The following is a 14,430-nucleotide window of genomic DNA, read 5'->3' as shown; positions in this document are numbered from 1 at the left end:
AGGCGAGCCACCGAGGGCTCGCCTTTTTTGATCGCGCTCAGCGGCGACCGAGCAGCAATCCGACCACCAGACCGAAACCGGCGGAAATCGCCACGGTCTGCCACGGGTGCCCGCCGATGTAGCTCTCGGTGGCGTCTACCGCGGGTTTGGTGCGGTCACGCACGTTGGTGACCGAATCCAGGGCCAGCTGCAACTTCTGGGCGATTTGACCGCGCAGGGTCTCCGCTTCTTCGCCGACCAGCGAGGCACTGCTCTTGAGCAGTTTTTCCGACTCTTCGATCAGCGCCTGAAGTTCGCTGAAGGCCTGGTCCTTGATTTGGTCTTCGGCGGCTTGAACGGCGGTTTTCCGGGCCATTGGGTGACTCCTTGCAGGTGAATGGACAGTGAACAATGGAGTGTGGCGTGTCTTGAAAAGTTGCAGCGATTTTCCATTCGGAGCAAAAACCTGCGTCAGAGGTTTCCGCCCAGCGTGTAAGATGTCGCCATTTCATGCAGCAGGTAATTCCCGATGAGTTTCAATCTGGCCGACAAATCCCTCGCAGAGCGCGCTGCGCTGGAAGACGAGAAATCCCGACTGTTCGAACTCTGGCAGAACAATCTGGGCAAAGCCAAGGGCGAAGCCGCGCGGTTGTTCGGCGAGCGCTCCAAGCGCAAGGGCAAATGGGCTGAATTCGTGCGCGCAGAACTGGACGGCATGTCGCCGCCAGAGTTCGCCAACATGGTGCGCAGTGAAGTCAATCGCCTGATGGCGGCCAACAAGTAATCACTCGGCCCCGAAACTGGTGGCAATCGCTTCACGTACCGTCAGCACCACCGGATCGATCTGGGTGCTGGTGCGCCAGCCCAGTTCGATCGGATAACGCGGCAACGCCAATGGGCAGGGCAGCAACGCCAGCCCGCTCAGCGAGGCAATGGCCTGCGCCGCGTGAGTGGGAATGGTCGCCACGGCATCGCTGCCCTTGAGCAGGTGCGGCAACGCCGCGAAGTGCGTGGTCGAGGCGCAGACCCGGCGACTGCGGCCCAGCGCCGCCAGCCCTTCATCGGTGATCCCGATAAAACCGCCCGACGACACCAGAAGGTGCTCGCGGGTGACGAATTCCTCCAGATCGATCTGCTGCTGGCCCGGCGTCAGACTCGCCGGATCCACCAGACACGCGTAACCCCCTTCGCCCAGCACCTGACGACTGAGCAGCCGCTCGGCAAACCCGCCGGCGGTGATCGCCAGATCGATGCTGCGCTCCATCAGCGCCCGGGCGACGATCTGGCTGTGGGTCTGGCGGAAGATCAGCCGCAGTTTCGGTGCGCGGCGGGCGATTTCCTCGATCAGACGACGGCCGTAAGCGATTTCGAAATCGTCGGAGAGGCCCACGGTGACCGAGCGTCCGTCGTAGTGATTGGCGGTCGGATCGACCATTGCCAGGCTTTGCCGGCATTTGTTCAGGGCATCGCTGACGACTGGTTTCAGCTGATTGGCCTTGAGGGTCGGCGCCAGACCCCGGCCAGTGCGCACGAACAACTGATCGCCATACACCTCACGCAACCGCCGCAACGCTGCGCTGACCGCTGACTGGGTCACGCCCAGACGCAACGCTGCGCGGCTGGCGCTGGACTCTTCATGTAGCGCTTCGAAAACTTTCAGCAGGTTGAGGTCGACGGTCGCGATATTCATATGGTTCATATCAATCAGCAGTGGATCGGTCTTTATTCATGATCCCGTGGCGCTGGAGAATGAGCAACACCTGAACTTCACGGAGTGACCGCCATGCCCAAATCAATCGTTGCCGCCCTGCAAATCGGCGCCTTGCCCGGTGGCAAGGCTGAAACCCTGGAACAGATCCTGAGCTGGGAAACCGCAATCATCGAATCCGGCGCCGCGCTGGTGGTGATGCCCGAAGCGTTGCTTGGCGGTTACCCGAAAGGCGAGGGCTTCGGCACCCAGCTGGGTTATCGCTTGCCGGAAGGCCGCGAAGCCTTCGCCCGTTATTTCGCCAACGCCATTGATGTGCCGGGCGGGGAAACCGAAGCGCTGGCCGGGCTGTCGGCGCGCACCGGGGCCAACCTGGTGATCGGCGTGATCGAACGGGCCGGCAGCACCTTGCATTGCACTGCGCTGTATTTCGACCCGCAGGCCGGTCTGGTGGCCAAGCACCGCAAACTGATGCCGACCGGCACCGAACGGCTGATCTGGGGCAAGGGCGACGGTTCGACGCTGCCGGTGCTCGATACACAGGTCGGCAAGCTCGGTGCGGTGATTTGCTGGGAAAACATGATGCCGCTGCTGCGCACGGCGATGTACGCCAAGGGCATCGAGGTCTGGTGTGCGCCGACTGTGGACGAGCGCGAGATGTGGCAGGTCAGCATGCGCCACATTGCCCATGAAGGGCGCTGCTTTGTGGTCAGCGCTTGTCAGGTGCAGGCCTCGCCGAATGAACTGGGCGTAGAAATCGCCAACTGGCCGGGGGATCGACCGCTGATCGCCGGAGGCAGCGTGATCGTCGGGCCGATGGGCGACGTATTGGCCGGGCCGTTACGCGGCGAGGCCGGCTTGCTCACCGCCGAGATCGATACCGATGAACTGGTGCGGGCCCGCTATGACTACGACGTGGTCGGCCACTATGCACGACCGGATGTGTTCGAGCTGAGCGTGGATGAGCGCGCCAAGCCAGGCGTGCGTTTCACGGTTTGACGGCGCCGCCATTCTTCGCGGGTGATTTCCCAGATTTCCCGTGGGAAGCGGCCGCTGACGAAGTCATCCTCGTCGGTGCGGATCAAGCGCATGCCGGTGCGCTCCGAGAGCTTGCGCGAACCAAGGTTCGGCGCGGCTTTCGGCACGCGCATCAACGGTTGATCGAGGGTTTCGAACCAGTAGCGGGTCACGGCTTCGCTGGCTTCGGTCATCAAACCCTGGCCCTGCCAGGCCGGGGCGAGCCAGAACCCGCGATGGTTATCCGGCTCGTCCATCAGGCTGATGTTGCCGATCAATTGCTCAGGTGCCGACTTGAGACGAAGCGTCCAGTGCCACTCTTTGCCCGCCGCAATGGCAGGCAGCGCAATGTCGCGCAGATAGGTGAGGGCGCCGTCGTCCGGATACGGCCAGGGCACGAAGACGTTCAGATAACGCACCACTTCCCAATGGGGAAATTGCTGCTGGATGGCCTCGGCATCCGCGAGTTCAAGCGGGCGCAGAATCAGCCGTTCGGTGTACAGCGTGGGCGTATCTTGCATAAACCAGCGACTTCCATGTTGTTGACGGTGAGCGCTGCAGGCTACCGCATCTTTACCAGGTTGCGGCACTGGCTCGCGGCAGGCTGAGCTTGCCGCTGTCGACAAAACGCATGGTGCCGAAAACGCCGCCCGCCAGTTTGCCGCGCAGCACGTAAGGCAGGTTGTCGAGGGATTGCGTCTGGCTCAGGCCCAGGGTCTGGCGCAATACCGAGAACGCCGAAATGCTCACCGGGACGCTGACAATGGTTTCGGAAAACCGTGGAATCGAACCGCTCTGATCGCTCACACCCGACGCCAGGGAATGCCCGTTCACGTCAAGATCCAGCGCGATGCCGTTGTAGTCGATGGCGGTTTCATTGGGATTCTGCACCCGCAGCTTGATCGCGAAGCGCACTTCCAGATCCTGGCTCGGCAGCGGTTCGAGGCCGACCACGTTGATGTTCACCGGGTCGCGGTTGGGGAACAGCGCACAGGCGCTGAGGGAGAGCAGAAGCAGGGACAGGATGACGGCATGGATACGGCGCATTGATGCTCTCTCATTGAAAAAGGGCTGAACCGCTGCCGGTATCAGCCCTTTTTCATCGAGCGGACAAGGTCAACGGTTCAAGTGTGCGACAGCGGCCTTTGATGCGGGTTCAGCTTTGGCCGGCAGGTCGGGGTTTTCCATGACCTGAAGGATAGAGGCTTCCGGGTCGAAGTCATCTTCTTCCAGTTCGATGAATTCTTCCGGCAGGAAGATGTTCAGCACGATCGCACACAGCGCGCCAACGGTGATCGGCGATTCGAAGATGTTGCGCAGCGCCTGCGGCAGTTCACGCAGCACTTCCGGCACGGCGGCAATGCCAAGGCCCATGCCGACGGAAATTGCCACAATCAGCATGTTGCGCCGATGCAGGCCGGCTTCGGCGAGGATCTTGATCCCGGCCACGGCCACGGTGCCGAACATCACCAGTTCGGCGCCGCCGAGCACCGGTTTCGGCATCAGTTGCAGCACCGCGCCGATCATCGGGAACAGCCCCAGCACCACCAACAGCCCGGCGATGAAGAACGCCACGTAACGGCTGGCAACGCCGGTGAGCTGAATCACCCCGTTGTTCTGGGCGAAGGTCACCATCGGCATGCTGTTGAACACCGCGGCCATGGCCGAGTTGAGGCCGTCGGCCAGCAGCCCGGACTTGATCCGGCGGATGTACAGCGGGCCTTTGACCGGTTGCCGGGAAATCATCGAGTTGGCAGTCAGGTCACCGGCGGCTTCCAGCGGCGACACCAGGAAAATCACCGCCACCGGCACGAACGCCACCCAGTCGAAGTTGAAACCGTACTTGAACGGCACCGGCACGCTGACCACTGGTACTTCCGGCAGGTTGGCAAAATCCACGGCGCCCATCAGCCACGCCACCACGTAGCCGAGGGTCAGACCGATGACGATCGCACCCAGGCGCAGGAATGGCACGTCGACCCTGTTCAACACCACGATGGTGGCAAGTACCAGCGCCGCCAGGAACACATGGCTGCCCGCGCCCAGATCCGCTGCGCCGAAGCCGCCGGCAATGTCGGTCATCGCCACTTTGATCAGCGACAGGCCCATCAGGGTGATGATGGTGCCGGTCACCACCGGGGTGATCAGCATGCGCAGCTTGCCGATGAACTGGCTCAGCACCACTTCGATGAAGGCAGCGAAGAAGCACACGCCGAAGATCGTCGACAGGATCTCATCGGTGCCGCCACCCCGGGCCTTGACCATGAAACCGGCGCTGAGAATCACGCTGATAAAGGAAAAACTCGTGCCTTGCAGGCACAACAGCCCCGAACCGACCGGGCCGAAGCGTTTGGCCTGAACGAAGGTGCCGAGACCCGAGACAAACAGCGCCATGCTGATCAGGTACGGAATTTCGCTTTGCAGACCGAGGGCGCCGCCCATGATCAGGGTCGGGGTGATGATGCCGACGAAGCTGGCCAGCACATGTTGCAGGGCGGCAAACACCGTTGCGGTGAAGTGCGGACGGTCGTTGAGGCCGTAGATCAGATCGTTGTTGCGCGGGACTTTTTCAGAGACGGTCATGGTGGTTTGCGTGCCGCAATGCGGGGCCGGGTCGGAAAATGGGTGCGCAGGATGCCGCAAGCGAGGGGCGAGGGCAACGCATGATCGTTCCCACGCTCTGCGTGGGAATGCAGCCGGGGACGCTCCGCGTTCCAAAAAATGATCAGGTTCGACCAAAGGCTGACAGCAGGTCTTCTTCAAAAGCCTTCTGTGCATCGCCGGGCACCTGCGCCCGATGCCGGGCCAGATGGAACGCCACGTCAAAGCTCAACTCGCCTTCGCGCACCGGGCGCAACAGGCCTTTATCCTGCCATTGGCGGGCGTAATGGTTCGGCAGATAACCGACGTGTTTGCCGGACAGAATGAAGGCGAGGGTGCCTTCGACCTGTTCCGAACGCGCCGAACAGACCTTGCCCTGAAACGGCTCGTCACTGCGTAGAAACCGGTAGGGGTGATCGACCCGGTCGCAGGCCTGCAAAACCGCGTCATCGGGCGCCTCGTCGGTAAACAGCGGATGGCCGGGCGCGCAATACAAATGCTGGGTTTCGCTGAATAGCTCGCGGTAGTCGAACGCGCTCTGCACCTGGGAGAAGTAACCGATGGCCAGGTCCAGCCGCTGTTGCAGCAACAGACGCTCCATTTCGCCGGGCATGGCGCTGATCAGCTCGATGCGCACCGATTCGTCCCGCTCGCGAAAGCGCCGGATCGCCTCGGCCACCCGTTGCAGCACCGAGTGATCGACCGCCTCCGAGAGGCCCAGCCGCACTTCACCGATCAGGCGCCCGGCGACGCCGTTGGATTGATGGCGGAAGGTTTCGATCGAGTCGAACAGGCTGCGAGCGGCAATCAGCAGTTGCTCGCCTTTGGGAGTGAGGCTGAAACCGCCCTTGCCCCGGTTGCACACCCGATAGCCAAGGCGCGTCTCTAGTTTGGCCATTTGCTGGCTGATGCTCGACTGGCTCAGGCCCAGCTCACCCTGCGCGGCGCTGAAACCGTTGGATTCGACCACTCCCAGAAACAGCCGCAGAAGCTGAAGATCGACATCGTGGAGCTGGCCGAGCATCACATTACTCCTGGATAAAGTCAGGTTAACAAACTTGATATTTCTCGAATGTATCCGACGGCGCATCCTGCCACCACTTCCTTCGGTCAGGTGTTCGTCATGGCTCCCGTCTTCAAGCTGTGTTTGCCCGCTTTGTTGCTAACCGTCTCCATCGCCGTCCAGGCGGAAGAGGAAACGCTCAATCTTTACAGTTGGGCCGATTACGTGGCGCCGCAAACCCTGCAGCGCTTCGAAAAGGAAACCGGCATTCACGTGCGCTACGACACTTTCGATACCTCCGAGGTGCTCGAGACCAAACTGCTGACTGGCGGCAGCGGTTATGACGTGGTGGTGCCTTCGTCCAGCGTACTGGCCCGTGGTCTCGCGGCGGGAGCGCTCAAGGAAATCCCCCATGAAGGGCTCAAGGGTTACGCCAATCTCGATCCGGATCTGCTGGAAAAACTGGCGGCGGTCGATCCCGGCAACCGCTACGGCGTGCCTTACACCTGGGGCACGCTGGGGCTGGGCATGAACGTCGAGGCGGTCAAACAGCGGCTGCCGGACGCGCCGCTCAACAGCCTTGATCTGCTGTTCAAACCCGAATACGCCAGCAAACTCAAGGACTGCGGGGTCGCGATTCTCGACTCGCCGCAGGAGGTGATCGGCCTCGCGCTGCACTACCTCGGTAAAGATCCCTACAGCACCGACAAGACCGATCTGGCCGCCGCCGAAGCCTTGTTGCAGAAGTTGCAGCCTTCTGTTCTGTACGTCGCCACTGGCCGGCAGATCAACGATCTGGCCAACGGTAGCGTCTGCCTGGCGCTGACCTACAACGGTGACGCGAGCATGGCCGCCGATCAGGCCCGCAAGGCCAACAAGCCGTTTGAGGTGGCTTACCGGATTCCCAGGGAAGGCACGCTGGTGTGGCAGGACAACCTCGCGATCCCCAAAGACGCGCCGCACCCCGAAGCTGCGCGCACCTTCATCGAGTTCATGTTGCGCCCCGAATCCGTGGCGGCGCTGACCAATACGCTGTTCTTCGCCACCGCCAACCAGGCCGCCACGCCGTTGGTGGATGAAGCGGTGCGCAATGATCCGGACATTTACCCGAAACCCGAAGTGCGCGAGCGGCTGTACGCCGATCGCAGCATGAGCCTCAAGGACATGCGCCAGCGCACACGGCTGTGGACCACTTTCCGCAGCCGCCAATAACACCGTTCATAAAAACAGGAGCACACCGATGGACGTGCCAATGCAAAACGATCAGGCCCTGACCCGTGACAGCCTTTTCGGCACCGCAGCCGAAAGCACCTACGCCGGTATCACCAGTTTCATGCGCCGGCGCTACAGCCGCGACCTGCGCGGCGTTGACGTGGCGGTCAGCGGTGTGCCGTTCGACACCGCCACCAGCAATCGCCCCGGCGCACGGTTCGGGCCGCGCGGGATTCGTGCAGCGTCCACCGGGATTGCCTGGGAACGGCACTGGCCATGGGCGTTCGATCCGTTCGATCATCTGGCGGTGATCGATTACGGCGATTGCGACTTCGATTACGGCTCGCCGCACAGCATCCCGGAAAGCATTGAAGCCCACGCCGAACACATTCTGAGCTCCGGCAGCGCCATGCTCACCTTTGGCGGCGATCACTTCATCAGCTATCCGTTGCTCAAGGCCCACGCGCGCAAGCACGGCGCGCTGTCGCTGATCCACTTCGATGCCCACAGCGACACCTGGCCTGACGAGGGCGGCAAACGGGTCGATCACGGCACCATGTTCTGGCACGCAGCGCGGGAAGGGCTGGTGGATCCGGCGCGTTCGGTGCAGATCGGTTTGCGTACCACCAACGACGATCATCAGGGCTTTCAGGTGCTGGACGCGCGGCAGGTGCATCGTCGGGGCTGCGAGGCGATTGTCGAGGCCATTCGCGCGCGGGTCGGAGATAACCCGGTGTACCTGACGTTCGACATCGATTGCCTGGATCCGGCCTTTGCGCCGGGCACCGGTACGCCGGTCTGCGGCGGCCTGAGCACGGTGCAGGCGCTGGAGATTCTGGGCGGCCTGCGCGGGATCAATCTGGTGGGCATGGACGTGGTGGAAGTGGCCCCGGCCTATGATCATGCGGACGTGACGTCGCTGGCGGCGGCAACCCTGGCCATGGAGATGCTTTGCCTGTATGCGGCCAGGCACAAAGTCGACGCGTGATCCCCTTTGAGCCTGGTGAAAGCTCCTGACAATTTCTGACACCAGGCTCTGCTAAGCTCCGGCAAATTTTTGCCCGGAGCCTCACACCGTGTCGCGAACCACTCGATTGTTGACCCTGCTGCAAGTGCTGCGCGGCAAGAAACGTCCGGTGACCGCCGCGACGCTGGCGTCCGAGCTGGAAATCTCTGAACGCACCCTCTATCGCGACATCGCCGAACTGACCGCACTGGGTGCGCCGATCCACGGCGAGGCGGGCATCGGTTACGTGTTGCGCAGCGGTCTGTTTCTGCCACCGCTGATGCTCAACGCCGACGAGACCGAAGCCATCGTGCTGGGCCTGCGTTATGTCGATCAGCGTGGTGACGAGGTACTGAGCAAGGCAGCGGCGGATGCACTGGCGAAAATCGCGGCAGTGCTGGACCCGCAGGCTCAGGAAGCGCTGCGCAATCCGACCGTCATGCCCGGGCCACCGGGTTACGGTTTTCCGCAAAACGCAGTGCCCTTGAACGTTTTCCGCCACGCGATTCGCGATCAGGCCAAGTTGCACATCGATTACGCCGATGCGCAGCAGGTCCAGAGCCAGCGCTTGATCTGGCCGCTGGCGCTGGGCTTTCTCAACGAGGTGCGAATCATCGTCGCGTGGTGTGAGTTGCGCGGCGCCTATCGCACCTTTCGCACCGACCGGATCGCTGCCGCCAGCCTGCAGGGCGAGCGCTATCCGGGGCGTCGCAGCGACCTGTTGCGCACCTGGCAGCGGCAGATGCAACTGGACGAAAACGGCCGCTTCACTCCTGACAAGAATTGACGCAGGGCTGTTCTAGGATGGCGACAGAACCCGAAAAAAGGAGCTGTAATCATGTTCCATCCCACCTCGATACTCGCCCCGGCCATCGTTGAATACATCAACGCCGCCAATGCTCGCGATACGTCCCGGGTCGGCAGTTTTTTTGCCGAGGATGCCCATGTGTTCGACGAAGGCCATCATCAGGTCGGCCCGCAGGCCATTGCCGACTGGATGCAAGACACCGCCCGGCGCTATCAGCCACGGGTCGAAGTGCTCGGTGTCCAGCAGCGCACCGGCAAAGTGCTGGTGCAAGGGCTGATTTCCGGGACCTTTCCCGGCAGCCCGCTGGAGCTGCGCTACACCTTTCGCCTGAACGAGCAGGGCAAAATCGCAAGGCTGGATATTTCCGCGTAGCCATCGTGGCATACTGCCGCGCATGACTTTCGACTCTCCCCTGAGCGCCTGGCAATACGCCGTCGACCATAAGGGTTTCATCCAGGATGAAGCCCAGGAACACGCGGTCTGGGCCTTGCAAAAATGCCATGAAGCCCTGCACGCCGATGCCCGTTCGGTCACCGGCGTTTACCTGTGGGGCCCGGTCGGGCGCGGCAAGACCTGGCTGATGGACCAGTTCTACCAAAGCCTGCGGGTGCCGGCGCGGCGGCAGCACTTTCATCACTTCATGGGCTGGGTCCATCAGCGTTCGTTTCAGTTGACCGGGATCGCCGATCCATTGCGGGCCCTGGCCCGTGAGCTGGCGGCCGAGGTGCGGGTGCTGTGTTTCGATGAGCTGTTCGTCAATGACATCGGTGACGCGATCATTCTCGGGCGGCTGTTTCAGGTGATGTTCGATGAAGGCGTGGTGGTGGTCTGCACCTCCAACCTGCCGCCGGATCAGCTGTATGCCGACGGCTTCAACCGCAACCGCTTTTTGCCGGCGATCACCGCGATCAAGCAGCACATGCAAGTGGTCGCGGTGAATGGTGCCGAAGATCACCGATTGCATCCCGGCGCCATCGAGCAGCGCTACTGGGTCGCCACTTCGGGGCAGGAGAGCGCGCTGAGCCAAGTCTTCGACGCCCTGGCCGCCGGGCACACCGTCAGTACCGAACCGGTGCCGGTCGGTTACCGCGCCCTGAACGTGGTGCAGGCCAGCGATTCGGTGCTGTGGTGCCGTTACGCCGAGCTGTGCGAGCAACCGTTCGCCGCCATGGATTTCATCGCGCTGTGCGATACCTACCGGGCTATCCTGTTGAGCGAGGTGCCTAACCTCAGCGCGAAAAAACGCGAAGGGCGGATCGCCCGTGGCACTGAGGACGGCGCGGAACGGGTGGTGGCCGGCGATCGCCAATTGCCGCAGCTGTCGGTGCATGACGACGGCGTGCGCCGCTTTATCGCGCTGGTCGACGAGTGCTACGACCGCAAGGTGCCGCTGTACATCGAGGCCGAAGTGCCGATGGACGCGCTGTACACCGAGGGTTATCTGGAATTCCCGTTCCGCCGGACCCTCAGCCGCTTGCAGGAGATGCAGCTGCAACGCTTCGCCGAGACCTGAAAACAAGGAGGGCGCGACATGACTCAGCCACTGTCCCACCATTTGCTGACCATGGCTTATCAGAATGCCTGGGCCAACCATCGACTGGCCAAGGCCTGGAGCCAGCTCGACGACGCCGAGCTGGCAGCGCCACGGGTGAGTTTCTTCCCGAGCATCCGCCTGACCCTCAACCACATCCTCACCTGCGACTGGTTCTACGTCGACGCGCTGGAGCGCGAGTTGCGCGCAGATGAGCCACATCCCGATTGTTACGTGTTCTTCAACACTGACGAGCCCTTCACCGAGGCGCAGGCCTTGCGCCGTGAACAGGCACATGTCGACCGCCGCTTGATCGCCTACTGCGAGCAACAGCGCGATGCCGATCTGGGGCGTCTCGTCACCATCGCTCGCGACACGCCGCAACACGACAGCCGCCTGCGGATGATTTCCCACCTGTTCGAGCATCAGATCCACCACCGTGGGCAGGTCCACGCGATGCTCAGCGGTACGTCGGTAAGACCGCCGCAACTGGACGAGTTTTTCTGTACCGGCGAGTCAAGTTTGCGAGCCGAGGATTTCGCCGAACTGGGCTGGACCGAAGAACTCATCTGGGGTCACTGAAAACGCCGGGTTGTGGCCGGGGCCTTGCGCAAAACGCCTATGTCAAATTCGGCTTCGCGCCGGGCATGTTCGACCCTGATCACGGGCGCATGCTGTTCTGGATCAAGGACCTTCAGGCATAAAAAAGGGCGCCCGGAATGGGCGCCCAAACTGTCGTCTGCGAGGCCAGAGCGGAGCCATCGCAGGTCCATCGGTAAAGTGTTCGCTCAAGGGCGATAGGACTCGGTGACCTGGGCGGTCTGGTCGTCCGGAACCCGAAGCTCGTTGGTCTTCGTGTCAGCCTGCTGGCTTTGTGCGGAGTGAACCGGGAAATTGGCCCAGTAATGTCTCATGCGCTCGGCGCCGCCTTCGGCGAATGCGCTGGCGGATGCGAGGGTGAGTAGAGCAGCAAGGATTGCAGTGGTGGTTTTCATGGTGCCTCCTTCGAAAAATGTCGGAGCCGTTCATCCATGAATCAGGTCCTCGGGCGCAGTGTCGGCCGAGGGCATTAACAAGCGGTTAACGCTTGTTCAGTCCAGGTTTTACAGGGTGTTTCCATTGCGTATCGGACGAACGCTGCACGCGTGAATGACGCGTGCAGGTTGCAAGGGGAGGGCGTCAGAGTTTCCAGTCGAGGCTCAGCGTCACGGTGCGAGGATCGCCCCAGAACACGCCGTTGTAGAAGCCGACGTTGTCGTAATACTTCTTGTCGAACAGGTTGTCGACGTTGAGGGATGCCGACAGGTGTTTGTCGAACTCGTAGCGCGACATCAGCTTGACCACGGTGTACGCCTCCTGACGAATGCGCGCCGGTTCAGTGATGATCCGGCCGTTCGCGCCGCGCCCGATCGGCCGTTTGGAATTGCCGTACACATCGCTCTGCCAGTTCACGGCACCGCCTACGGTCAGGGCGTTCCAGTTACCCGGCAGGCGATAGGTCGTGGACAGGCGGAACAGGTTCAGCGGCTGATTGGTGTTGCTGCGCTGCTTTTCGCCGTTGAGCGAGTGGGTGTAGGTGTAACCGGCGGTCATGTTCCAGCCGTCGAGGACTTCACCGGAGACTTCGGCTTCGAAGCCATTGACCTTGTTGCCCTTGCCGCCTGATTTGTAGAACTGCTCGCCGGTGTCCGGATCGGGCAGCGCGGACTCATCGAGCTCGGCGACGTTGTCCTGCTTGCTCCAGAACACGGCGGTGGAGACGTTCAGGCGTTCCTCCAGCAAGCTGCCTTTGAGCCCCACTTCATAGTTGCTGCCAACCACCGGATCGATGTAATTGCGGCTGGCGTCACGCACGCCCTGTGGTTTGAAAATGTCTGTGTAGCTGACGTACGCGGTGTACTCCGGCGTCAGGTCATACAGCAGGCCGGCGTACGGCGTCCACATGTCGTTGTGTCGCTGGCTGCTGGCATCGACGCCAGTCAGTTGCAGGTTCTGATCGTAGGCGTAGGTCTTGCTCGAGGCCTCCCAGCTGCCGTAGCGACTGCCCAACACCGCGTGCAATTCATCGGTCAGGCTCAGGCGCGTCGCAAGGTAGCCTGCCTTTTGCCGAGTGCTGTCCTTGAAGCTCGGCAGGCTGGTAGTGGTGTCGGGGAATTTGTTGATGCCGCCCATGTATTTCCAGTCGCGCACGCTTTCGTAATCGGATGCGCGCGGGCCATCAACGTTGTACGGGTCGTTCGAGCGGCGCTCGGCTTCGCCGTAGCCGAACATCAATTCGTGTTCACGGCCAAACAGCGAGTAAGGGCCGGCCAGGTTGAGGTCGTAGGCGCGCATGCTCTGGTCGCCGATCATGTGGCCGATGGTCGCGGTCATGCCGCTGCGGTCGGGTTCCGGGTAACCGGAGCCGGCATAGTAGACCTTGCCGTCACCGTCGCTCTTGCGGTGGGTATAGGCCGCCTTCAGATGCCAACCGGCCGCCAGTTGCTGATCGAGGGTGGCGAACGCGGTCTTGTCGCGCAATGGCCAGGAGCTCCATGAGGTCGCCATGTTGGTCGAGCGACCGAGGCCGGCCTTGCTGCCATCGGCATTCCAGTACGGCGTCGTACCCCACGAGGTGCCTTGCACCTGCTTGTCCTGATAGTCGTAACCGACGGCCAGCACGGTCGAATCGGTCAGGTCCGCTTCGAGGATGCCGTAGCCGACTTCCCGTTGCAGGGCGTACTTGTCGCGAAACGAACCGCTGTCGCGATAGGCCAGCACACTGCGACCGCGCAGGCGTCCGTCAAACGCCAGAGGGCCGCCGACATCGACGTAACTGTAGTAATCGTCATAGCTGCCGCCACTGACGCCGGCCTGAGCCTGCCATTGTGCGGTGGGACGTTTGCGCACCATGTTGATGGTGGCAGACGGGTCGCCTGCGCCGGTCGTCAGGCCGGTCGCGCCGCGAACCACTTCGATACGGTCGTAGATGATGGTGTCGGCATCGCTCTTCATGTAGCTGAAGGTATTGAGCATGCCGTCGATCTGGAAATTGTTGATCGAATAGCCGCGGGACGAATAGCTGACCCGATCCGAATCGTTGTGCTGCACCACGATGCCGGTGGTCTGGCTCATGGCTTCGGACAATGTCCCGAGCTTGAAATCATCCATCTGCTGGCGGGTGACCACGGACACCGATTGCGGGGTTTCCTTGATCGACAGGTTCAGCTTGGTCGCGGTGCTCATCGCGCCGGTGGTGTAGGAGCCAGTGTTTTCGGTGTTGCTGCCCAGGCCTTGGGCGGTGACGCTGGTGGAGGCCAGTTCGAGTGTCGTGCCGGCGGGCTCCGGCGCCTGACCGGCGGCGGTTTCAGCCAGCAGGTCCGGGCTCAGTGCCACACTGCACAGACCGAGGGTGAGGGTCATGGAACGGGTGATGGGCGCGAGCATCGCAGCCGACTCCTTGTCTTCGAGGGAAAAATTCCGTTTGCTCAAAGACGAAGGTGAGCGGTGCGATTTAGTGTCAAACGAGAAATATTGTTATTTGAAGATGTTTCATCTGTATGAAGAAAGGGCCGTTTCCGGCCCT

Annotated in this window: 16 protein-coding genes and 1 pseudogene; 9 read left to right on the top strand and 8 right to left on the bottom strand. The window is 61.9% G+C overall.

All coding sequences use genetic code 11. The features are described from left to right. Positions 1-37: 37 nt before the first annotated feature. On the bottom strand, positions 38-355 hold the full coding sequence (locus CAF79_RS02865; RefSeq protein ID WP_085696402.1) for a YqjD family protein: 318 nt from the start codon (positions 353-355) through the stop codon (positions 38-40). Positions 356-508: 153 nt separating this feature from the next. Here CAF79_RS02865 and CAF79_RS02860 point away from each other — a divergent pair, with 153 nt between their 5' ends. Further along, the gene (locus CAF79_RS02860) at positions 509-763 is read left to right on the top strand and encodes a hypothetical protein (protein WP_007957535.1); all 255 of its coding nucleotides are present in this window, start codon (positions 509-511) and stop codon (positions 761-763) included. Here the strand turns inward: CAF79_RS02860 and CAF79_RS02855 are convergent, their stop codons facing one another. Further along, a complete protein-coding gene (locus CAF79_RS02855; RefSeq protein WP_085696400.1) occupies positions 764-1,678 on the bottom strand; it encodes a LysR family transcriptional regulator in 915 nt (304 codons plus the stop codon). It abuts the gene before it with no gap. 84 nt (positions 1,679-1,762) lie between these two features. Between CAF79_RS02855 and CAF79_RS02850 the strand changes: the two genes are divergently transcribed. After that, entirely contained in the window at positions 1,763-2,686 is a 924-nt protein-coding gene (locus CAF79_RS02850; RefSeq protein ID WP_085696398.1) for a carbon-nitrogen hydrolase family protein, read from the top strand. Here the strand turns inward: CAF79_RS02850 and CAF79_RS02845 are convergent. The 4 genes from CAF79_RS02845 to CAF79_RS02830 form a co-directional block, all read right to left on the bottom strand. Then, positions 2,614-3,225 carry a GNAT family N-acetyltransferase gene (locus CAF79_RS02845; RefSeq protein ID WP_085696397.1) on the bottom strand — a complete coding sequence of 204 codons (612 nt, stop codon included), beginning with the start codon at positions 3,223-3,225 and terminating at the stop codon, positions 2,614-2,616. The two genes, CAF79_RS02850 and CAF79_RS02845, sit on opposite strands and share 73 nt — an antisense overlap. A 52-nt stretch (positions 3,226-3,277) precedes the next feature. After that, the gene (locus CAF79_RS02840; RefSeq protein WP_085696396.1) at positions 3,278-3,751 is read right to left on the bottom strand and encodes an LEA type 2 family protein; all 474 of its coding nucleotides are present in this window, start codon (positions 3,749-3,751) and stop codon (positions 3,278-3,280) included. A gap of 69 nt (positions 3,752-3,820) precedes the next feature. After that, positions 3,821-5,287, bottom strand: coding sequence for a nucleobase:cation symporter-2 family protein (locus CAF79_RS02835; protein ID WP_085696394.1), 1,467 nt, complete (start codon positions 5,285-5,287; stop codon positions 3,821-3,823). A gap of 142 nt (positions 5,288-5,429) precedes the next feature. Next, positions 5,430-6,329 (bottom strand): LysR family transcriptional regulator, encoded by a 900-nt coding sequence (locus CAF79_RS02830; RefSeq protein WP_085696392.1) that lies wholly within the window; start codon positions 6,327-6,329, stop codon positions 5,430-5,432. Positions 6,330-6,428: 99 nt separating this feature from the next. Here CAF79_RS02830 and CAF79_RS02825 point away from each other — a divergent pair, with 99 nt between their 5' ends. The 7 genes and pseudogenes from CAF79_RS02825 to CAF79_RS29400 all read left to right on the top strand — a co-directional run. Then, complete coding sequence (locus tag CAF79_RS02825; protein WP_085696475.1) at positions 6,429-7,520, top strand: polyamine ABC transporter substrate-binding protein; 1,092 nt, start codon at positions 6,429-6,431, stop codon at positions 7,518-7,520. A gap of 28 nt (positions 7,521-7,548) precedes the next feature. Next, complete coding sequence (gene speB, locus CAF79_RS02820) at positions 7,549-8,508, top strand: agmatinase (protein ID WP_085696390.1); 960 nt, start codon at positions 7,549-7,551, stop codon at positions 8,506-8,508. 88 nt (positions 8,509-8,596) lie between these two features. Continuing rightward, on the top strand, positions 8,597-9,313 hold the full coding sequence (locus tag CAF79_RS02815; RefSeq protein WP_085683779.1) for a YafY family protein: 717 nt from the start codon (positions 8,597-8,599) through the stop codon (positions 9,311-9,313). A 51-nt stretch (positions 9,314-9,364) separates the two neighbouring features. Further along, positions 9,365-9,706, top strand: a complete 342-nt coding sequence (locus tag CAF79_RS02810) for a nuclear transport factor 2 family protein (protein ID WP_085696381.1) — start codon at positions 9,365-9,367, stop codon at positions 9,704-9,706. Between the two features lie 22 nt (positions 9,707-9,728). Further along, positions 9,729-10,847 carry a cell division protein ZapE gene (zapE, locus tag CAF79_RS02805; RefSeq protein WP_085696379.1) on the top strand — a complete coding sequence of 373 codons (1,119 nt, stop codon included), beginning with the start codon at positions 9,729-9,731 and terminating at the stop codon, positions 10,845-10,847. Between the two features lie 18 nt (positions 10,848-10,865). Further along, complete coding sequence (locus tag CAF79_RS02800; protein ID WP_085696377.1) at positions 10,866-11,447, top strand: DinB family protein; 582 nt, start codon at positions 10,866-10,868, stop codon at positions 11,445-11,447. A gap of 26 nt (positions 11,448-11,473) precedes the next feature. Next, positions 11,474-11,569 (top strand): annotated as a pseudogene (locus tag CAF79_RS29400) (GNAT family N-acetyltransferase); the annotation flags it as partial. A gap of 84 nt (positions 11,570-11,653) precedes the next feature. Here the strand turns inward: CAF79_RS29400 and CAF79_RS02790 are convergent. Then, on the bottom strand, positions 11,654-11,860 hold the full coding sequence (locus CAF79_RS02790) for a hypothetical protein (protein WP_085696375.1): 207 nt from the start codon (positions 11,858-11,860) through the stop codon (positions 11,654-11,656). A gap of 184 nt (positions 11,861-12,044) precedes the next feature. Further along, complete coding sequence (locus tag CAF79_RS02785) at positions 12,045-14,291, bottom strand: TonB-dependent siderophore receptor (RefSeq protein WP_085696373.1); 2,247 nt, start codon at positions 14,289-14,291, stop codon at positions 12,045-12,047. Positions 14,292-14,430: the final 139 nt, after the last annotated feature.

The organism is Pseudomonas sp. B26(2017) (assembly GCF_002113045.1).
GTDB lineage: Bacteria > Pseudomonadota > Gammaproteobacteria > Pseudomonadales > Pseudomonadaceae > Aquipseudomonas.
Note: the sequence above shows the minus strand (reverse complement) of the source record. Positions and strands in the feature narration are given on the sequence as shown.